At 49.5% G+C, this 16,787-nt stretch carries 26 protein-coding genes and 1 pseudogene; 12 read left to right on the forward strand and 15 right to left on the reverse strand.

The window, feature by feature from the left end; translation table 11 throughout:
* The first annotated feature begins 111 nt into the window (after positions 1 to 111).
* The 3 genes from NGAR_RS10375 to NGAR_RS17605 all read left to right on the forward strand — a co-directional run bounded on the left by NGAR_RS10375 (position 112) and on the right by NGAR_RS17605 (position 2,237).
* Positions 112 to 1,230, forward strand: a complete 1,119-nt coding sequence (locus NGAR_RS10375) for a DUF7482 domain-containing protein (protein WP_015019679.1) — start codon at positions 112 to 114, stop codon at positions 1,228 to 1,230.
* Between the two features lie 94 nt (positions 1,231 to 1,324).
* The gene (locus tag NGAR_RS10380; protein ID WP_228369155.1) at positions 1,325 to 2,002 is read left to right on the forward strand and encodes an HFX_2341 family transcriptional regulator domain-containing protein; all 678 of its coding nucleotides are present in this window, start codon (positions 1,325 to 1,327) and stop codon (positions 2,000 to 2,002) included.
* 61 nt (positions 2,003 to 2,063) lie between these two features.
* On the forward strand, positions 2,064 to 2,237 hold the full coding sequence (locus tag NGAR_RS17605) for a hypothetical protein (protein WP_015019681.1): 174 nt from the start codon (positions 2,064 to 2,066) through the stop codon (positions 2,235 to 2,237).
* Between the two features lie 41 nt (positions 2,238 to 2,278).
* Here NGAR_RS17605 and NGAR_RS18470 read toward each other — a convergent pair whose 3' ends face one another.
* The 5 genes and pseudogenes from NGAR_RS18470 to NGAR_RS17610 all read right to left on the reverse strand — a co-directional run bounded on the left by NGAR_RS18470 (position 2,279) and on the right by NGAR_RS17610 (position 4,528).
* Positions 2,279 to 2,500: a hypothetical protein gene (locus NGAR_RS18470; protein ID WP_323444714.1), complete on the reverse strand. Its 222-nt coding sequence runs from the start codon at positions 2,498 to 2,500 to the stop codon at positions 2,279 to 2,281.
* Between the two features lie 11 nt (positions 2,501 to 2,511).
* On the reverse strand, positions 2,512 to 2,646 hold the full coding sequence (locus NGAR_RS18820; RefSeq protein WP_266190421.1) for a hypothetical protein: 135 nt from the start codon (positions 2,644 to 2,646) through the stop codon (positions 2,512 to 2,514).
* Positions 2,647 to 2,676: 30 nt separating this feature from the next.
* Positions 2,677 to 3,599, reverse strand: a pseudogene (locus NGAR_RS19370) (FAD-dependent oxidoreductase); the annotation flags it as partial.
* A gap of 163 nt (positions 3,600 to 3,762) precedes the next feature.
* Positions 3,763 to 4,362, reverse strand: coding sequence for an O-methyltransferase (locus NGAR_RS10390; RefSeq protein ID WP_015019686.1), 600 nt, complete (start codon positions 4,360 to 4,362; stop codon positions 3,763 to 3,765).
* A gap of 1 nt (position 4,363) precedes the next feature.
* Positions 4,364 to 4,528 (reverse strand): hypothetical protein, encoded by a 165-nt coding sequence (locus tag NGAR_RS17610; RefSeq protein ID WP_015019687.1) that lies wholly within the window; start codon positions 4,526 to 4,528, stop codon positions 4,364 to 4,366.
* Between the two features lie 82 nt (positions 4,529 to 4,610).
* Here NGAR_RS17610 and NGAR_RS10395 point away from each other — a divergent pair, with 82 nt between their 5' ends.
* Positions 4,611 to 5,324, forward strand: coding sequence for a PAC2 family protein (locus NGAR_RS10395; RefSeq protein ID WP_148681298.1), 714 nt, complete (start codon positions 4,611 to 4,613; stop codon positions 5,322 to 5,324).
* Here NGAR_RS10395 and NGAR_RS10400 read toward each other — a convergent pair whose 3' ends face one another.
* A complete protein-coding gene (locus NGAR_RS10400; RefSeq protein WP_015019689.1) occupies positions 5,325 to 5,630 on the reverse strand; it encodes a hypothetical protein in 306 nt (101 codons plus the stop codon).
* Positions 5,631 to 5,684: 54 nt separating this feature from the next.
* Here NGAR_RS10400 and NGAR_RS17615 point away from each other — a divergent pair, with 54 nt between their 5' ends.
* On the forward strand, positions 5,685 to 5,825 hold the full coding sequence (locus tag NGAR_RS17615; protein ID WP_187147465.1) for a hypothetical protein: 141 nt from the start codon (positions 5,685 to 5,687) through the stop codon (positions 5,823 to 5,825).
* A gap of 398 nt (positions 5,826 to 6,223) precedes the next feature.
* Here NGAR_RS17615 and NGAR_RS10405 read toward each other — a convergent pair whose 3' ends face one another.
* Positions 6,224 to 8,017 (reverse strand): ATP-dependent DNA ligase, encoded by a 1,794-nt coding sequence (locus NGAR_RS10405; protein ID WP_015019691.1) that lies wholly within the window; start codon positions 8,015 to 8,017, stop codon positions 6,224 to 6,226.
* A gap of 79 nt (positions 8,018 to 8,096) precedes the next feature.
* On the opposite strand from NGAR_RS10405, the gene NGAR_RS10410 reads away from it, so the two are divergent.
* Positions 8,097 to 8,426 (forward strand): 30S ribosomal protein S25, encoded by a 330-nt coding sequence (locus tag NGAR_RS10410; RefSeq protein WP_015019692.1) that lies wholly within the window; start codon positions 8,097 to 8,099, stop codon positions 8,424 to 8,426.
* Positions 8,427 to 8,428: 2 nt separating this feature from the next.
* Here NGAR_RS10410 and NGAR_RS10415 read toward each other — a convergent pair whose 3' ends face one another.
* Positions 8,429 to 8,815 (reverse strand): cyclophilin-like fold protein, encoded by a 387-nt coding sequence (locus NGAR_RS10415; RefSeq protein WP_015019693.1) that lies wholly within the window; start codon positions 8,813 to 8,815, stop codon positions 8,429 to 8,431.
* Positions 8,816 to 8,895: 80 nt separating this feature from the next.
* Here NGAR_RS10415 and NGAR_RS17620 point away from each other — a divergent pair, with 80 nt between their 5' ends.
* Both NGAR_RS17620 and NGAR_RS18475 read left to right on the forward strand, forming a co-directional pair.
* Complete coding sequence (locus NGAR_RS17620; RefSeq protein ID WP_187147466.1) at positions 8,896 to 9,033, forward strand: hypothetical protein; 138 nt, start codon at positions 8,896 to 8,898, stop codon at positions 9,031 to 9,033.
* Between the two features lie 115 nt (positions 9,034 to 9,148).
* Positions 9,149 to 9,616: a DNA-directed RNA polymerase subunit K gene (locus NGAR_RS18475; protein WP_228369354.1), complete on the forward strand. Its 468-nt coding sequence runs from the start codon at positions 9,149 to 9,151 to the stop codon at positions 9,614 to 9,616.
* A gap of 12 nt (positions 9,617 to 9,628) precedes the next feature.
* Here the strand turns inward: NGAR_RS18475 and NGAR_RS10425 are convergent, their stop codons facing one another.
* From NGAR_RS10425 to NGAR_RS10435, 3 genes are all read right to left on the reverse strand, one after another.
* Complete coding sequence (locus NGAR_RS10425; protein ID WP_015019695.1) at positions 9,629 to 10,456, reverse strand: helix-turn-helix transcriptional regulator; 828 nt, start codon at positions 10,454 to 10,456, stop codon at positions 9,629 to 9,631.
* A gap of 62 nt (positions 10,457 to 10,518) precedes the next feature.
* Entirely contained in the window at positions 10,519 to 10,749 is a 231-nt protein-coding gene (locus NGAR_RS10430; RefSeq protein ID WP_015019696.1) for a hypothetical protein, read from the reverse strand.
* 57 nt (positions 10,750 to 10,806) lie between these two features.
* Positions 10,807 to 11,211 carry a transcriptional regulator gene (locus NGAR_RS10435; RefSeq protein WP_015019697.1) on the reverse strand — a complete coding sequence of 135 codons (405 nt, stop codon included), beginning with the start codon at positions 11,209 to 11,211 and terminating at the stop codon, positions 10,807 to 10,809.
* 96 nt (positions 11,212 to 11,307) lie between these two features.
* Here NGAR_RS10435 and NGAR_RS10440 point away from each other — a divergent pair, with 96 nt between their 5' ends.
* The 3 genes from NGAR_RS10440 (at position 11,308) to NGAR_RS10450 (ending at position 13,877) form a co-directional block, all read left to right on the forward strand.
* Positions 11,308 to 12,345 carry a zinc-dependent dehydrogenase gene (locus NGAR_RS10440; RefSeq protein ID WP_148681299.1) on the forward strand — a complete coding sequence of 346 codons (1,038 nt, stop codon included), beginning with the start codon at positions 11,308 to 11,310 and terminating at the stop codon, positions 12,343 to 12,345.
* Between the two features lie 371 nt (positions 12,346 to 12,716).
* Positions 12,717 to 13,136, forward strand: a complete 420-nt coding sequence (locus tag NGAR_RS10445; protein ID WP_015019699.1) for a hypothetical protein — start codon at positions 12,717 to 12,719, stop codon at positions 13,134 to 13,136.
* An 87-nt stretch (positions 13,137 to 13,223) separates the two neighbouring features.
* On the forward strand, positions 13,224 to 13,877 hold the full coding sequence (locus NGAR_RS10450; RefSeq protein WP_015019700.1) for a LamG domain-containing protein: 654 nt from the start codon (positions 13,224 to 13,226) through the stop codon (positions 13,875 to 13,877).
* 218 nt (positions 13,878 to 14,095) lie between these two features.
* Here the strand turns inward: NGAR_RS10450 and NGAR_RS10455 are convergent, their stop codons facing one another.
* Positions 14,096 to 14,521 (reverse strand): hypothetical protein, encoded by a 426-nt coding sequence (locus NGAR_RS10455; RefSeq protein ID WP_015019701.1) that lies wholly within the window; start codon positions 14,519 to 14,521, stop codon positions 14,096 to 14,098.
* Positions 14,522 to 14,673: 152 nt separating this feature from the next.
* Between NGAR_RS10455 and lsrF the strand changes: the two genes are divergently transcribed.
* A complete protein-coding gene (lsrF, locus tag NGAR_RS10460; protein ID WP_148681302.1) occupies positions 14,674 to 15,519 on the forward strand; it encodes a 3-hydroxy-5-phosphonooxypentane-2,4-dione thiolase in 846 nt (281 codons plus the stop codon).
* Here the strand turns inward: lsrF and NGAR_RS10465 are convergent.
* The 3 genes from NGAR_RS10465 to NGAR_RS10470 all read right to left on the reverse strand — a co-directional run bounded on the left by NGAR_RS10465 (position 15,516) and on the right by NGAR_RS10470 (position 16,471).
* A complete protein-coding gene (locus NGAR_RS10465; RefSeq protein WP_015019703.1) occupies positions 15,516 to 15,899 on the reverse strand; it encodes a YybH family protein in 384 nt (127 codons plus the stop codon). The genes lsrF and NGAR_RS10465 overlap by 4 nt on opposite strands.
* Positions 15,900 to 16,006: 107 nt before the next feature.
* Positions 16,007 to 16,138 carry a hypothetical protein gene (locus NGAR_RS18835; RefSeq protein ID WP_266190242.1) on the reverse strand — a complete coding sequence of 44 codons (132 nt, stop codon included), beginning with the start codon at positions 16,136 to 16,138 and terminating at the stop codon, positions 16,007 to 16,009.
* Positions 16,139 to 16,192: 54 nt separating this feature from the next.
* Entirely contained in the window at positions 16,193 to 16,471 is a 279-nt protein-coding gene (locus tag NGAR_RS10470) for a pyridoxamine 5'-phosphate oxidase family protein (RefSeq protein ID WP_015019704.1), read from the reverse strand.
* Between the last annotated feature and the right edge of the window lie 316 nt (positions 16,472 to 16,787).

The raw sequence follows: 16,787 nt of genomic DNA on the forward strand, positions 1-16,787 counted from the left end.
ATATAGGGACAAGGCTTTACAATTGTAAAGCCCAAACAGGTCCAACAGTTACAGTAAATCTTGAATGATTGGAGAGATTTCTTTTATCTGCATGAACATGACGACTGTTCAATGACAAACAAGACAGTGCTGATTCTTGTAGCCGCTGCCGTGACCATCATCATCGCCGGAACTGCAGTAGCAATTCCATCTTTTACACAAACTCCGGCAAACACTACAAGTCTGCAAAACATTTCAAACGCGGAACTGGGCTCTGTGCTCAAGCTGTCAAGCGCAAGCGTGCTCATGGACATACCACTGATCAAGGGGTACGAGAACGGAAACGAGATATTTTTCATTGGGACTGACGTGTCAGACAAAGACCTTGCGGCTCAGCTGACAAACATGACAGGGTTCAAGGTAAACCATGCGCCGCTGCTTGCGCAGACGCCGCTAGACGCACGCGGGCAGGTGTACATATTTGAAAACGGAATCGAAGGGAATGGGCCGCTAGGGTTCCAGCTTTCGGTGACAAACGCAAAGCCGGGAGACGAAGGATACAGTCCACTGCAGCAGGTCAACTTGATCAGGTGGACCGACGAATCGGCTACTACAGAGCTCAAATCAGTTGAAGAAGTAATGGAACATGAAGAGATGGGGCACCTTGTCATCAACCAGACAGGCGTGATAGCAAACCAGCCTGCTATCCAATGGAACGGAGGCTCGCTTACAATAAGGGAAGACAGGGACAGCATCAGCGACGACTCGCCGTACATGGGCGGGCAGGTGACAGGGATCGACACTGAAAACATGACTGTCACGTTCGTGGCGCACAGAGGATGGGGGCCTGATGGCAAGACCATCTACTACATCGTGACTGACGCGACGCCAGAAATGCCAGGCACCATGATGGGCGTCCCGTTCGTGGCTGCAGACGAAAAGCTGGCGGCAACCCCGGTTGCGGTAGACCTGTTCCAGTTCATGAACGGGATCAACGGAACCGGCCCAATGGGATTTCAGGCAGGAATCGGCGGTGCAAACCCTGATGACGCAAACTATAGCCCAATGTGGAAGATAAGCTTCATCACGTGGAAGGATCCCTTTCAGGCGCGCGTGTTAGAAACCCAAGCGGACATCAACAAAGCACTGGCCACCGGATCGATAACACTCGAACCGGCAATGGGGGGCAAGCACGTCGTCAACTGCCCGTTCTTTGACCAGCAAACAGTGTTTGAACACATGAGCAAGTGATTCAATCACCCCTTATTTTTCTATTAAAGGAAAACTTGAACGGTTGAACGCTAATTTTATTATTATAAAGATACTACACCTCGATATGACGCAAATGACTACGCTCCAGATAGCAACATTCGGAAGCGAGGGTCAGGAAGGGATTGCTGCAGGCATCAGGAACTTTCCGGTGCACAAGCTGGTTCTCATATGCTACAGCTCGGACAAGCAAAAGGCCGACGAATTTTCAAGAAAGCTCCGCACGGTCCTTGGGATGCCAGTCATGATAAGTGTCATCGCCCGCGAAAACGTCATCAGGGACACTATGGAAAGAGTCGGTGAAATCATCAACATCCACAAAAGCGAGTTCCAGCAGGTGCTCATGAACGTGAGCTGCGGCGACAAGCTGATCGGCTGCGCGGCACTGTCTGCTGCATTTATCAACGGGATCAAGGCGTTTGGCATGGACGCGTCGGGCGCGCCGCTCCTCATGCCGGTGCTCAAGCTGAGCTACAACGAGATAATATCTGAAGCCAAGATAAGGATACTGAAAGCGATCAACGGCATGGGCGGGACGATCGAAAGCTTGGAGCAGCTAGAACAGGCATCCGGCTACAGCAAGCCGCTGCTCAGCTACCACGTGATGGGCTCGCGCGACTCGAAAGGGCTTGCGGATCTGGGCCTGCTTGAAGTGGAAAAGGGTGACAGGGGCAAGATATCGGCCAAGCTCACATCCCTTGGCAAGCTGCTCGTCACCAGCAGCTCGATAAGTGCCCCTCAGGTCAGCGGCTAGCCAGCATTTGCCGTCGCAAGTTGGAACAAATCTTTTATCCTATCTGACCCCTAACATAGGCATGGAGCCAATAATGCTTGGAATAATTTCGTTTGACATGATCGTTGGCATGCTCCTCGGCATGGCAACCAGCCCTCTCATGATGAAGGGGATCAAAGCGATCAGGCAAAAGAGAAAACTTGACAGGATGCTGCATGAGATAGCTGAGATCAGAAACAAAGGTCCAGCTGTTTAATTCGGTCATATCATCGGTTAGCCTTTACAGCTCTGTTATTCTTAGCACAAATCAATTGTCAGCCGGTATTTTACAGCCATAACTGCTTCATGAATCATGTTGGCTGCAATACCCGATAGAATGTGCACGCCGACTATTCTGTTGTTTTTCTTTGGGTCAACTGCCATTTTTATCAAGCCTTTCGTGTCATTTACTGTCAAGGCTTTTGGCACTTCTGTCATTGGCAGAGTTCTGCATGAACAATAGCCGTACTTTGCCATCATAGTTTCTTCCGTCAGACCAACAAAGGCAAACGGGGCGAGGTAAAGATAGCCGACGGCACGGTGAGCAGGCCTGTCTTTTTGTGGCTGCCCACTAGAGCATTTTCGGCAGCAGTTGCTCCTGCTTTTGCTGCCAATGTCTCAAGCATTGGCTCACCAACTACATCACCACCAGCCCAAATGTGCTCCGCCGACGTACGCATTTCTGAATTAACTATGACAACCCCGTCTTTTCTTGTTTTGATGCCAGCATTTTCCAAATGCAACAGCAGTGTTCGGCCTTCTCCCTGTTGCCATTAAAAGCTGCTCAGCTTCAAAAACCAGCACTTTCTTTCCTGTGTCCACTGACGCTTTAACATATTTTGAACCGTCTTTCTGGTACACTTGATCTACCTGTACGCCTGTAACAATATCAATTCGGTCATCCGTGGATATCAAATGTCTCAAAGCATCTGAAATCTCTGGTTCGTGATCTGGTATTATCCTGTCGCTTCGCTGTAGCAGAGTAACTTTAGTACCAAACCTAGCATACATTTGTGCGAATTCCAAGCCCAAAGCCCTGCCGCCAATGACGATCATTGAAGACGGCTTTGAGCGATAATGCTTCATTACTTGTTAAATAGTCAACTTCGTCTATACCTTTGAATGGCGGAACTGATGGCGAAGACCCTGCAGCGAGTATAAACTTGTCAGCTTCAAGTGTTCTGCCATTGTCAAGCCTGATTCTTTTCTTTGACACAAAAGCTGCGCTTGCCTTGATTAACTCTATATTTTTCAACCCTGAAACTACGTCTTGATATTTTTGCTTGCGTAAAGACCTGACCAAGCGATCCTTGTCGGATATAGTCTTGGCAAAATCAAAGCCAGAGTCACACGGGAGGATGTAGGGATATGGCAGCTCTTTTACAGAATGCAGTACCTCGGCAGTGCCAAGCAGGTTCTTACTTGGAACACAGCCTACATTGACGCATGTTTCTCCCAAAGCAGCGCGCTCCACCAAAGCAGTTTTGACATTATGCATATCGGCCTTGATAGCTGCGCTAAAGGCCGCCGCTCCGCCACCGATTATTATGAGGTCATATTTTGCGTCTTTTGATGCCATGATCTACGCTAGTTTGTACAAGTAAAAAGGATCGTAGTTAGCCTTTATTGAATTGATCAAATAACTGTTTACTGTTAGAAAATCAGCACAACCCTTGAACTTTGGCTCAGATAGCATCAGTTCTTTACTAGTTGTTGTTTTATCTGCAGACCAATCAAATGCACTAATCTTCTAGCTTGATCGTGACCTCTTCTCCCATGCCTATTGGCACTGTGACTGACTGGACATTGCGCCTGCTTTGTACGTGGCGCGCATACTTTTTCATCATGGGTCGATAATGTGGCGGGAACAGCATGTTATCTGCAGCAATTATTCCTCCAACTCGTACAAGTGGCAGGATGAGATCAAAATACTTGATAATATTTTCCTTGTCAGCGTCAAGCAGGACAAAGTCAAATCTGCATTTGAGCGTGCGCAGCACGTCAAGGGCAACACCTTGCTTTATCTCTATCAGTTTTTCAATGCCAGCCTGCTTGAAGTTTTTCTCTGCACGTGCCACCTTCAGCGGATCCATTTCAATGGTTACGATTTTGCCTTTCTTGCCAACGGCGTCTGCAAACCAGAGCGTGGAAAAGCCGACCGACGTGCCAACTTCTAATACGCGCTTGGCCTTGATCGCCTTAAGAAGTATCGAAAAGAACATGCCCGTGTCTGCCGTGATTGCCAGCATTTCTTGGCCGCTTGGAACCCTTGCCTTGCCGCTCCTCTCCATGTTTGACTGCCGGTCAAGTTTTGATATTACCCGAAGAATTCTGCCGTCCAACTTACTTTGCGCCTTTTTGCTTTGAAAGCGATAAAAGGTTCACTTTTTCAGCCTCGTCATTTATTTCCATCACCGACAGCTGCTGTTTGTGCAGCTGGTCCTTGCGCGCCTTCCAGCCTTCAATAGCAATCCTGTGATCGTCCGATATCATTTCTTCTTCAGGCAAGGTAGATGGAAAAACATGCACGCCGGCTTTTAATCTTTACAGACATCAACATTTTTTATCGCGGTCATGCAATTGAAAGTGCATGGAGTTTGTCAAGGTCGAGGAGCTCGATGTCAGCAAGCCGATAATGATTGCAGCCATGCAGGACATGGGCAATGTAGGCAGCATCGCGATTGATTTTATCAATAAAAGCCTCGATACCAAGTGCTTCCGTTATGTCTCGCCGCCGTACCCAAATTACGTCGTGGACAAGGGGGGCCATATCGACTTTCAGCAGGAACAGTGGGAGTACCGCTACGGTAACGGCATCATCGTGTTTGGCGGTGGCGTCGGCCAGCCCCAGACAAACCAGGAGCTCTACGAGCTCTGTCAGGACGTTATTGACGTTGCCAAGTCGTACTCGGTGCAGCTCGTCTACACACTGGGCGCATTCCACACCGACAGAAACTATGGCAAGAACCCAAGGACGCTTGTAACCACCACTTCTCGTGAACTGACCGACCAGATAGCAAGGCTTGGGCTAGAACTCACGCCCGGCTCGTCGATGATAACCGGCTTTAATGGCCTGATACTTGGCTATGCGAAAAAGAACAACATGCAGGGGATCGGCCTGTACGCAGAGATCGACGATCCGCAGGTGCCGCAGTACAGGTCGGCAAAGAGCCTGCTGGTTTCGCTTGAAAAGCTGACGTACCAGAAATTCAAGGGGATGGAAGAGCTCGACGAGATCGCAGGCGCTATCGACAGCGAGCTTGACAGGATGAGAGGGTCTGGCGACTCGCTGTACCGGCCGTGATCACTTTATCTGTATGCCATGATCGAGCCTTTCCAGCTTGCGGCATATCATCTTAAACGAATCAATGACATCCAGCTCGATGACGCCGGGCAGGTGCTGTATGTTGTGGACATAGTTGCTGACGACGTATAGGTCCTGCACCCTTGTTTCTATAGCGATGTTGTTGCTTCTCTTTAGGTCCTCCCCATCAGACCTATTTATCACCTGAAGCGTAGGAGCAAGCTTCCTTTGGGTCTCAGTATCAAGCGGGTACCTGCCAGAGCGGATCGAGTCCTCGACCATTTTGCACAGCTCTGAAATCTTCATCTATGATTTCCAGATTTGCAGCCTTCTTAATCTATGTTGCCGGTTCTAGTATACATGAGCGAAAGGCCAGAAGACAGGAGCAAGGACTCGAAAAAGACCGCTGAAGACAACATCGAGCAGCCACTGGACAAGCAGGACCCGACCGAGCCAGTAAAGGTCGGCGGAGCAAAAGAGGGCAAGGGCACGGCGCTGTAGTTTCTTTATAGAGGAAGTAATGCATGAAATCTATCTGAACAAGACATCGCTTTCTTTTATTAGTCAATTATAGAAAAGGTGTGCTAGAGATAAGCCATTGCAGACCGCATAACTTTCTTCTCTCCCACACCCCAAACTCCCGCGGTCTGCAATGCTTCTTCTTTTTCTAACATATACAATGTCGCGCAAGTCGATTAAAACGGGCACCCTTTGAGAAGGTGTATGTGTATGTGTATGTGTATGTGCTCTCGCTACAATCGTCCTTGTCATCCTGCTGTCGCGCTTGTTGCAATGGAGAAGATACTGCCGTACGAGGGGATCCAGTCTGATCCTCCTGATAATAGCTGCCATAATCGCAGTCGTCCTGATAATCTTGGTATTTGGCGGGATCCGGTCCCCTAGCCGCCTTCTTCCCCTTCTGCCTCTGCTGCATATGACGGCCCGGCCACCTTCAGCTGCCTCCTGTACATCTCTACAATCTCCTCGGTGGCAGTGGCGTCCTCCGGCTTTTTGTCGTCGCGGATTTTCCCAGTGAACTTTGGAAAGCGGAGCGCAAGACCATAGCCAGGCCTCAGTGCATTCAATGCCGCGGCGTGCGACGGGCTGAGCGTGATCTCGGAAGCAATTACCTCGATCACCATGTTGGGCTCAAACCACACATCCATGTCCATTCCTGTCTGGACGCGGGCGTGACGCTGGTTGATGATGTGTTTTTCGAGCTCATTGTAGAACTGCTCAAGGTGCACGTCCGTAAAGCCGGTGCCCACTTTGGTGACGCTCTGGAACATGTCTGTCTTTTGGTCGTATGCAGCCAAGAGGAGCGCGCCGTACTTGCCTGTGCGCCTGCCCCTTCCGTGTAGCGCGCCGACGACCACCAGATCAAGTGTGTCTGCAAGGTCGCTGCGGTATTCACGCTTTAGCTTGACCCACGCGTACTCCCTTGCGCCTGCCCGGTACGTGCTTGACAACTGCTTTATCATGACTCCCTCGCAGCCATCCTCTATCGCAGCCGCCATGAACCGGTCGATCTCTTCCGGCTTGGTCGCAATCGTCTGCTCTATCAGCCTGACCTTGTTATCATCCTTGACTGCATCGATTATCTTTTTGAGAAGCTTCCTTCTTTCCATGTAGGTCAGTTCCGTCTTGCTCTTTCCGTCGACATACAACACGTCAAAAAAGTTCATGACGACGGGATAGTTCTCCATCGCCTCCTCTACACCGTATTTGCGCCGGCGGTGCATCAGTTCCTGAAAGGGTAGATAATCCCCAGTCTCCGCGTTTATCGCAACCACCTCGCCTTCCAGTATCACTTCGGATTTTATCGACTTGATGGCTTCAGCAACGTCTGGGTAGTGGCTGGTTATCTTTTCCAGCCTCCTTGAAAATAGTTCCACGTTCTGCTTGCCCTTGTGTAGTTGCACGCGCTCACCGTCCAGCTTGTACTCGACTGCAGCCTTGCCCTCCATGCGCTCAAGTGCTTCTTCCGCGGTCCTGATGCGCTCGGCAAGCATCGGCCGAATTGGCTTGAACAGGGTTATCTTGATCGATTTGACGGCATCAAGTCCCTTTGTGGCAAGCAGCCTGGCGACTGTGCCAAGGTCGCTTGAAACGTTGTATGCGTTTTCAAGCACCTGCCTGTTTGCCTTGTCGCCAGTGAACGCGACTGCCAGCGCGTCAAGCACGGTATAGTCCGCTATCCCGAGCCGCAGCTGACCCATGACGAATTTTATGATGTAGCGGCCTTCTGCAGCAGTAGCGTCGTTGAGCAGGCTGCTTATAAGGCGCAGCTTGGTTTCCTGCGAGCCCGGGCCAGTGGTGCGCGCGACCCTGTCAAATGTAGAATACACCCGCTCAACTGTCATGGGCTCTGAAAAGAGAGTGGACTGGCTTTTTGACTTCATTGCCTCGCCGGCCGCATCCCCTAGGTCGCCCGTCTTTTGGTATAACTTTTCTATCTGCAGTTGGTCTTTGCCCGATGAGCTCGCTATCGCCCTTATGACCATTCTTTCTGCCACCCCCAGCTCAATGCCTTCATAGTCGGGGTACAGCTTGCCCTGTATGAGGTAGGTCACCTTGTCGATGATGTCAGGAGGCGTCTTCCTCAACAGGGCGACGAGGTATTCGGTGAGCGCAAGCCTGCTAGAGGTCTGCTCCATCTGCTCAAATGTCTCCACTATGGGCGCAAAGTCCAAGGTATCCCAGCTCTATTTCCTGTGCGCTTAAAGTTTATCTGAATGAATATTAAAGGGCTGCAAGCTAGGGAACAAAGACATGGGAGGTAACAAGAAAAAGCCGGTTGGCTCTTCCGACAAGACTGCCCAAGTTGGGCCGGGAGGAGCAGAGATCAAGCAGGCTTCTGAGGAAAAGAAGAAGGCGCCAAAGCCCCAGCAGAAGCAAAAGCTCGCCGTAATGGTTGAGGAGCCAGCAGGCATGAAGGCTTTGCAGGGTATGAAGTCGATAACCACGCAGGCGCTTGCAAGGAACATTGGAGTGAAAATCTCTGTCGCCAACACATTCATCAAGTCACTTGAGCAAAAGGGCACGATAAGAGCAGTGGGCGGCTACAGTGGCCACAAGGTCTACCAGCTGGTCAAGCAGTGAACTCAGGCTTTTTTTACAACCATCACGTCGCCGGGCTGGCTCGACTCGACAACTTCAATATTTCCTGTTATTATGCCAAGCGGGTTCATGGGCTGGACGGTCGCATCCTGCAAGAACACGCATATCGAGCCATTTGTCGTGAGGTATGCAAGGTCGCCACGGCGAAATTGTGTCTTTTGCTTTTCTGCCCCGATGACAAGGCCAGTCTCGATGTAGGCAAACTTGTCCGCGTACCTGTGGATCCTGTCCTGCAGCGGTAAGGCCTTTAGTATCGCGTTTGAAGTGAGCGGGGCCAAGTGGCGCACGAGCTCGGCCGATGCAGAGCCCTTGTTGGCTATTTCGATCGTCAGCTTGAACCGGGAAACCGACCCGGCCGGTGGCTGCTGCATATCACAGCTGATGCACTTTGCATATTATGAAAATGTTTCTTTCTGTTTAAGAGCAATGACCTTGCATTAGAATATAACGTATGGTCAGAGCAAAGAGGGCCAAATCATATAGGGAGCGCAGGAAATTGGCCAAGGCAGCAAGGAAGGGCAGCATAAAAGGCAGCGGCAAGTACAGGGAAAAGAAGCGCGACGGCATGAGGACATACAGCGAAACATAAATACAAGATCCTGTATCATAATAATGTCAGAATAATATAGTCCCCAGTGTAGGTTTTAACGAATTAGGGCAAACATTTAATTAGATATCATTTATTTTTCCCATTATTCTTGGTAGTGAAACATTCTTCAAAAAAATCTGCTGCACCCAAAAAGCCCGCTACTACTGCCAAGGCTAAAACCAAGAAGGCAAGTGCACCAAGACCGCTGAAGAAGAACAAGAAAGGCGCTGCTTCCAGAAAGCAGGTGCAGGAATTGATCGCATCGAAAAAGTCGTCGCGGCCTGCCGACGAGGTTGTCACTTATCCAGAAGTCGAGTACGAGCTTAAGGAGATAGAACCCCAAGGAAACAAGGTGCTCATTGGCCCGCCATGGCTCACGCGCTTTGAGCGCGCTAGGATAACCGGTTCGCGGTCGCTCCAGCTGTCGCTTGGTGCGCCGCCGCTTATCAAGGTGCCCGAACAGGCCAAGAGCTCGATCATGCTTGCAGTGGAAGAGATAGACGCCAAGGCGCTCCCGATTTCTATAAGGCGCATACTGCCAAACGGCGTGTACCAGGACATTCCCATCGACTGGATGAAGTAGAGCTATAGCTAGCTAGATTTCTTTCAGCTTGCTTTCGTCAAAGATCTCAGAGCCGTACCACCGGTAGCGGAAGTAGTCAAGGCACCACTCGTGGAATACAGGATCGGAGCTGTAGAATATGATGTTCATGTCAGTCTCACCCTTTTGGGTTGGAAAGAGGACTGCTGCCTGCTTTTCGTTCAGGATCACCGCCACTTGCACGCTTTCGACCATCCTGCGCTCTATGGCACCCTTGTTCAAGAGCTCGTTGTGACCAAGCTTTTTCAAAAGTTCTTTTCTGCCCTTTGGTATGATGACGTCCTTTGGAAAGATGTAGCTGTACTTTACCCCCTTTTCCTTTACGCGGGTGACCGCCGGCTCGATCAGATCGATGGGCACCTGTGGTACGATCTCATAGATATATTCATCAGCCTGCCGGTAAATGTCCTTCCAGCGCTCTAGTATCGCCACCACGCCCTTTACAAACTCACACTTGTCAAGCGCGCCGAGCCTCATGATGAACTTGATTGGAAGCTCGCCTAGCACATGCTCTGAAAAGTAGTCTTTGTGCTTTGCAAGGTAGTTGAGCGTCGGGATCTGCTTGATTATCGTGTTGCCAAAGGTCGTCAGCGAGAACACGCCTTCAGGGTCTTTCTCTATCAGTCCGGCGTCCTGAAGGCGCTTGACATTGCGGTGGACCTCCTGCATGGTTATCCCGAGGTCCTTTGACAGCTGCGATATCTTGGCCCGCTTTTCGTTAAGCCGGAACATTATGGCAAGCCTCTGCTCGCTAGCTAGTTCGATAAAGGTGTCCTTTGTGTTGACATACGGCGCCAAGACGTCTTCTTCAGCAGGAGGCATATGGTATTGCATCAACCCGGCCACTGTTTTAAACATTCCACCTATTATTATTACCACTACTACTAGTAGTGGCTAGCGTGCTCGGAATGAGGGCGATTCGTTCTCCTGATGGCAATGACTCCGACTATTATGAACCCCACGCCTATGGCCAGAATGATATAGTCTGCCAGCATAATCGAGGCCCAGACAGGGTTCATTGTCCCGGCCCATATGAACAGGAGGGCCAGGAACACAAGCGCAATGCCTGTGATTGTTTCGCCGTTAATCCGTTGCTTTCCGCCGCCTTCAGCCATATATACAATTTCTGTCTTGTGCAGGATTATTAATAGCTTTGATTGTTTGCTAAAATGCTAGTGCTCGCGGACAAGCGTGCCCCTGCACTGCTCGCATATCGTTTCGTCAATGTTTGACTCGATGCTGTGGTGCACGTCGCATATGATGAGCGTGTAGCGCATATAGTTGCACAGCCCCACAAATTTGGCCAGTGTGCTTGGCGTGTATGCCTTGTTGGTCGACAGATCTTTGGCGATGTCGTCTATCATGCGCATGACCTCCCTGACCGATTCGAGCTTTGAGATGAGCTCGATGTCGCCCCTTGTGCCCCTCACATAGTTGCTGACCGCTGCTTGTGTGATCCCGAGAACCTTGGCCACATCCTCCTCCTTGAGAGAGTATTCCTTGATCAACTTTTTTGCAAGGATTGCCCTTACTGCAGGAATAAGGGACTTGGCTTCAATCTCTGAAGGAAGTAGCATGTAGGGTGCACAATGGTTTTTATTTTTTACTATATAAAGGTTCTTAGTACTGCCTACCACTGTTTATATCAGGCACAAACAGAGGGAGAAAAAGAGATGAAGGCAGTCTTTGTAAAGGGCCACAGCGCCGTTTCAGTTGACGATGTCAAGGTTCCCGAGCTTGCCAGCGCCGGCGACGTCCTTGTAAAAATGCGCGCCTGCGGGCTGTGCGGATCCGACCTTGAAAAGGTCTATGGCGAGTACGGCATGACATCCGGCAGGCTTGGGCACGAGCCGGCAGGAGAGGTCATGGCTGTCGGAAAATCCGTCAAGGACTTTGCGCCTGGCGACCGCGTCTTCATTCATCACCATGTTGCGTGTTACTCGTGCCACTACTGCAAGCACGGCGACCACACGATGTGCCCCTCTTACCAGACGAGCAACATCACTCCCTGCGGCCTTGCAGAGCAGTTCCTTGTGCCAGAGTGGAACGTGTCAAGGGGCGGGCTCATAAAGCTGCCAGACAGCGTCAGCTACGACGAGGCATCGCTTGTGGAGCCGCTTGCGTGTTGCATCAGGGCGTGGAACAAGTGCAACTTTCAAAAAGGCGACGACGTCGCGGTGATTGGAGCCGGCCCGGCCGGCTTGATGCACGTGCTATTAGCGCAGGCGTATGGCGCGCGCAAGATATTTGTAATAGATATTAACGATTTCCGGCTGAAATTTGCAGAAAAGTACGGAGTACAAGCGTTCAATCCTATGACGGATCAGGATCTGGCAGCCAAAATCAGACCCGCGACTGAGGGAAGGGGCGTTGACGTATGCATTGTGGCAACTGGCAGCATGAAGGCGCTTCTGCAGTCGTTTGAGCTGACCCGAAAGGGAGGCAACATCATGCTCTTTGGCGTGCCCCCGAAAGGCTCGCAGATATCATACGACATGAGCAAGCTCTATTCAAACGAACAATCGATCATCCCAAGCTACGCCGCTTCAGAGATCGAGACAAACGAGGCGCTCAAGATAATCGCAGAAAAGCAGGTCGACATGACGTCGCTTATCACCCACCGGTTTGACATCGCCAAGGCCGCCGATGCGGTCAAGTGCGCGCACGAGGCCAAGGACGCCATGAAGGTGATCGTGACTGCCAACTCGTAGATCTAGAACTGTTTGGCTATAGAAAAGAGAGCACAAAGGGCATCAATTCTGGACAGCTGAGTCCAAGATAGTGTCCAGATTGATTTTTGAAGGTGAACATTCTGATACCAAAAGAAAAACTAGGTACGGGCAAAACCCTTTAAGATATTCAAAAAAATATTTGCAAAATTAAGTTAGCCATGAAGCCATTATTAATTAGAACCCTCTCAGCCAATCTTTACTATAATTCAAAGGATTCACGTGTTGTCATTATCTTATTATTGCTTATCCTAATGCATGGATAGTAAATGGTTATCGTGTACAACAGGCATAGACTATTCTACATATAGAAACAGCAGGCTTGGAATAAGCAGCATACAGTATCCTTCAAAGTGGAACGTGGAGATAGAGTTTTGGGTGACAACACTGTTAGGTTTATCAATATCGAGCCAAGAGCTTTATTTGACCATGCCTTTGATATCTATGTATATACAACGGGCTACCTATCTTATTATCTATCACCAGATACCCCGCTATCTGACGTAGCTGCAGGAATAATCAATGAGACCACAAGTGATTTACAGGATATCCAGCTCTCAGATCAAATAGGTGGTCCTATAATTGATGGCAATCCACCCATATCTATAGCTTATATGTATACTGATCGACTTTATGGTGATACCAGCGCAATTAGAACCATTACAATAGATCAAAACAACGTATATGATTTTCTATATCAAGCAAGGCCAGAATCGTTTAGTGAGGCAATTCCAATAATGAATGAAATATTAGCCTCATTCAGAACATCATGACTCCCTCCTACTACTACTACCACACCAACAACGCTCCCACAAAATAGGCCGCCGCCACAGACTTCATGCATCGACCCACCTCCAGGATTGGTCAGTTGGTGGCCCGGCGACTGGAGCGCAGGCGACATATGGAGTAATAACGATGGTATTTTGCAAAATGGCGCGTCGTTTGGCCCGGGTGCAGTTGGCGGGGGCGGACAGGCATTTAAGCTCGATGGTGTCGATGACTATATCGAGATACCATCCACAGACATCGCCGATACTTTTACAGTTGACTTTTGGCTCAATCCGGAGTGGTCTACAAGGTACGAGCACTTGATATCAAACCACTATACGAACAATGGCAGTTTCGGGGCGCGCTATCTGAATTATGACGCTTTAGAATACTGGCAGGACGGTCAGGTGCGGTTTGTGCAAGATGTGTCAGGTGGCTCTCAAAATACTATTACCATTATTCAACCAAACACATGGTCACACATAGCACTAGTCTACAACGGAAGCGGAATTCAAGTGTACGTCAATGGAGACGAGCAGTCGAGTATCCCCACCTCGGGCAGTGTACCGCATTCTGAGACCTTCAACAACGCGCTAAGAATTGGCTCATCAATTCCACACGAGTCGTCATATTTTCAAGGTCTTATTGATGACATAGAAATCTATAACCGACCCCTCTTTCAGCCAGAAATACGGGCAATCTTTGAGGGAGGTAAATGCCAAAAAAGAGGTCCCAGGTTAACTTAAGATTTTAAAACTGTCAGAATAGACGTACATGAGCTTTAATGTAGACCTCTACACTGCCTTCTGCACTAGCTGAAAGCGCTATCACAATCTATACACGAGTATGGCGAATTTCGTAGTAGAATTAAAACTCCTCTCAAAGTTGCGCTCCCAATTATATCCCTTATGCTATCACGGAGCCAACAGAAATTGAGCGGGTTAGTCTTGGACAAACCATTCATCTAGATGCTCTTGAGCACTTTGAGCACGACAGGGTGGCAGTTCTTGACAGGGTCGATTGAAACACAGAGGTAGTAGTTGTTTTCGTTTGAAAGCGCGATTGTCAGGAGCTTTACCTTGCCGTACTCGGTCAGCTGGTAGTTAAGGTGGCCCAAGTCGCCTTCGAACTGCTTGTTCAGCGCAAAGATCATTCTGCTTGCAAGGAAAGTGCCGTTGGTAATTCCGGCAAGTGAGCTATTGCTTATCCCATTGCTGTCGACGACGTTTTCTTTTAACCGGCTTGCCTTTATCAAAGGCGATTCGATGTCCTTCCGGTACTCGCCGACCAGCAGCTTGCCGGTGTCGTCTATGACTCCGGCAAACCGGATGTTCCTATCAGCCTGTAAAACCCCCATGCATAGTTCTCTGAAGTATTCGCGCTCTTCCATACATAGCACCCGACTTTGGAGTGCGTAGATTTAATGGTAATAATAAGGTAAAGATTCCCGAAAATAGGAACTAGCTATCAGCCTGCCATATGATGCATTGAACCAATTAAACTATATATAATAAAAATAGCCTGTCTGACCTTGATCATATTATGGACTGGGGAATGAAAAACAGGCTATCCAAAATAATCCGACCAGAGGATGGCCGCTGCCTCATGCTTGCAGTTGACCACGGCTACTTTCTCGGACCGACAGAGCGCCTCGAGGTTCCAAGGAAAACTATAGAGCCGCTTTTGCCCTATGCCGACTCGCTCATGCTCACCCGCGGCGTCCTGAGGACATCAGTTGACCCTACGACCGATGTGCCAATAGTTCTCCGTGTCTCTGGTGGGACGAGCATCATTGGCGAAGACCTGTCAAAGGAGACCATCACGGTATCGATTGAAGAGGCGATCAGGCTGAACGTGGTGTGCCTTGCGCTTTCAATATTTGTCGGCAGCAAGTACGAGCACCAGACGCTTACCAACCTTGCCAAGCTGGTTGATGAAGGCGAAAAGTATGGGATCCCGGTCTTGGCAGTCACGGCAGTCGGCAAGGAAATGGGCCGCGACGCGCGCTACCTCGGGCTTGCGTGCAGGGTTGCCGCAGAGCAGGGCGCGCATGTTGTCAAGACGTACTATTGCGAAAACTTTGAGCAGGTGGTGGAAGGCTGCCCGGTTCCCCTGATAATCGCAGGCGGCAAGAAACTGCCCGAGCCTGACGCACTAAAACTTGCTCATGATTCGATCACACATGGCGCGGTGGGTGTGGACATGGGAAGGAACATCTGGCAGTCAGACTACCCTGTGGCCATGATAAAGGCAGTGCGCGCAATCGTGCACAAGAATGTCGATGCCAAGGAAGCATACGGCATTTTCCTAAAGGAAAAGGAGAAGGAGCCGATCCAAAAAGAAACCAAGGTCTTGAAGGCAGTCAGCCAGTCAGGCTCGTTTGACTAGCTGGCAAGTTTTGACAGGTGCTGGTGGACCATCTTCCACTGGCCTTTTTTGTCTTTATGCAAAACAACTGTCGCCCGCGACTTGTTGTTGATCGACGTGCCGCGGAAGCTGTAATCGTCGACGATCATGCCAGTGACCTGCAGTACAAAGGTGGCAATAGCTGCGTCGCCGCCACCCATGACTTCTGTCTTTAGATCTTCGATCTTGAAATCATAGTCGGAGATGCTTGCGAACTGCAGCTGCTCGAGCATCAGCGCCCGCTCAAAGTCGCGCCGGTCGTACGGCGGCGAGTCGCCAAATTTTGTGAAGTTGGTGTAGAGGAATTCTTCGATCTTTTCAATCTCTTTGGTCTTGGCGAGCTGAAAATATTTGTAAATCAAGTCTCGTATTTTAGAGGAATCCGTAGCAGTCAATCAGGTCAGTGATGGTACTAAAGTACGAATCTTTATAGTTCTTGCTGTTCTGTCGCCGCTGTATCAAGATACAATCAGCCCTTGCCGAAATCCAATGTTGCAAAAAAGGTCGGAGTGATTTCCAGTAGCACTGACTTGCCGCTCTTTACAGTATCAAGGATGTATCTTGCGGTCGGATGATCAATACCGCCAAGGTATTTTGTCATTATCTTTTCAACTATTGGTAGGTTATAACTTGGGTTCTCAGATATCCTTACAGTTCACTTTCCTTTCACGCCTTTTACTGGCATGGCTTCATCATCGATGCAAAAATAGACCGCATCTCTTCTCCTTATGTTCATAGCCTTCCTTGAATCGTTGTTTATGTAGATCTTGTTATGCAGTGGCTCGTAAGGATACCAGACAGGGTGCACATTCGGGTCGCCGTCTTTCTCTACAGTTGCCAACCGGCAATTTTGCTTGCTGGTCGGCAGGAAGTTCTTTAATTCTTCCTCGCTCATTGGCGCTCCCATGCCGGGCGTTGCGTGAATTATTTTCATATTTCGTTATGGGAGTGTTGCTTGTATTTTAAGAGACCCGACCTTAGCAAACATGGGATTTCATAATTGATCTTTGTAGCGCAGGTGTCTTTGTAAATCCTCTAAGGATCGGTGCGGTTATCGGCTCAGGAGCAGGCAAGCTTCTAGAATTATGCTGCCGATAAGCGTTATCTTTATAAATTATATCACTGCAAATTAACAAAAATGCCTAGGACTGACAGCGAACATAAGGTTCATGTTCTGGTTCTGCTGGAACTTGCCTAGGGCAAACCCTGTCCAGCAAGCAGGCGTTTGCATGTGAGGGAAAAATTTGGTG

Origin of the sequence: Candidatus Nitrososphaera gargensis Ga9.2, from assembly GCF_000303155.1 — an archaeon.
Classification (GTDB): domain Archaea; phylum Thermoproteota; class Nitrososphaeria; order Nitrososphaerales; family Nitrososphaeraceae; genus Nitrososphaera; species Nitrososphaera gargensis.

Coding starts and splice junctions, on each gene's coding strand:
- NGAR_RS10375 (WP_015019679.1), top strand. CDS start 112: ATGACAAACAAGACAGTGCTGATTCTTGTAGCCGCTGCCGTGACCATC.
- NGAR_RS10380 (WP_228369155.1), top strand. CDS start 1,325: ATGACTACGCTCCAGATAGCAACATTCGGAAGCGAGGGTCAGGAAGGG.
- NGAR_RS17605 (WP_015019681.1), top strand. CDS start 2,064: ATGGAGCCAATAATGCTTGGAATAATTTCGTTTGACATGATCGTTGGC.
- NGAR_RS18470 (WP_323444714.1), bottom strand. CDS start 2,500: ATGATGGCAAAGTACGGCTATTGTTCATGCAGAACTCTGCCAATGACA.
- NGAR_RS18820 (WP_266190421.1), bottom strand. CDS start 2,646: ATGCTTGAGACATTGGCAGCAAAAGCAGGAGCAACTGCTGCCGAAAAT.
- NGAR_RS10395 (WP_148681298.1), top strand. CDS start 4,611: ATGGAGTTTGTCAAGGTCGAGGAGCTCGATGTCAGCAAGCCGATAATG.
- NGAR_RS10400 (WP_015019689.1), bottom strand. CDS start 5,630: ATGAAGATTTCAGAGCTGTGCAAAATGGTCGAGGACTCGATCCGCTCT.
- NGAR_RS17615 (WP_187147465.1), top strand. CDS start 5,685: ATGAGCGAAAGGCCAGAAGACAGGAGCAAGGACTCGAAAAAGACCGCT.
- NGAR_RS10410 (WP_015019692.1), top strand. CDS start 8,097: ATGGGAGGTAACAAGAAAAAGCCGGTTGGCTCTTCCGACAAGACTGCC.
- NGAR_RS10415 (WP_015019693.1), bottom strand. CDS start 8,815: ATGCAGCAGCCACCGGCCGGGTCGGTTTCCCGGTTCAAGCTGACGATC.
- NGAR_RS17620 (WP_187147466.1), top strand. CDS start 8,896: ATGGTCAGAGCAAAGAGGGCCAAATCATATAGGGAGCGCAGGAAATTG.
- NGAR_RS10425 (WP_015019695.1), bottom strand. CDS start 10,456: ATGCCTCCTGCTGAAGAAGACGTCTTGGCGCCGTATGTCAACACAAAG.
- NGAR_RS10430 (WP_015019696.1), bottom strand. CDS start 10,749: ATGGCTGAAGGCGGCGGAAAGCAACGGATTAACGGCGAAACAATCACA.
- NGAR_RS10435 (WP_015019697.1), bottom strand. CDS start 11,211: ATGCTACTTCCTTCAGAGATTGAAGCCAAGTCCCTTATTCCTGCAGTA.
- NGAR_RS10440 (WP_148681299.1), top strand. CDS start 11,308: ATGAAGGCAGTCTTTGTAAAGGGCCACAGCGCCGTTTCAGTTGACGAT.
- NGAR_RS10455 (WP_015019701.1), bottom strand. CDS start 14,521: ATGGAAGAGCGCGAATACTTCAGAGAACTATGCATGGGGGTTTTACAG.
- lsrF (WP_148681302.1), top strand. CDS start 14,674: ATGGACTGGGGAATGAAAAACAGGCTATCCAAAATAATCCGACCAGAG.
- NGAR_RS18835 (WP_266190242.1), bottom strand. CDS start 16,138: ATGACAAAATACCTTGGCGGTATTGATCATCCGACCGCAAGATACATC.
- NGAR_RS10470 (WP_015019704.1), bottom strand. CDS start 16,471: ATGAAAATAATTCACGCAACGCCCGGCATGGGAGCGCCAATGAGCGAG.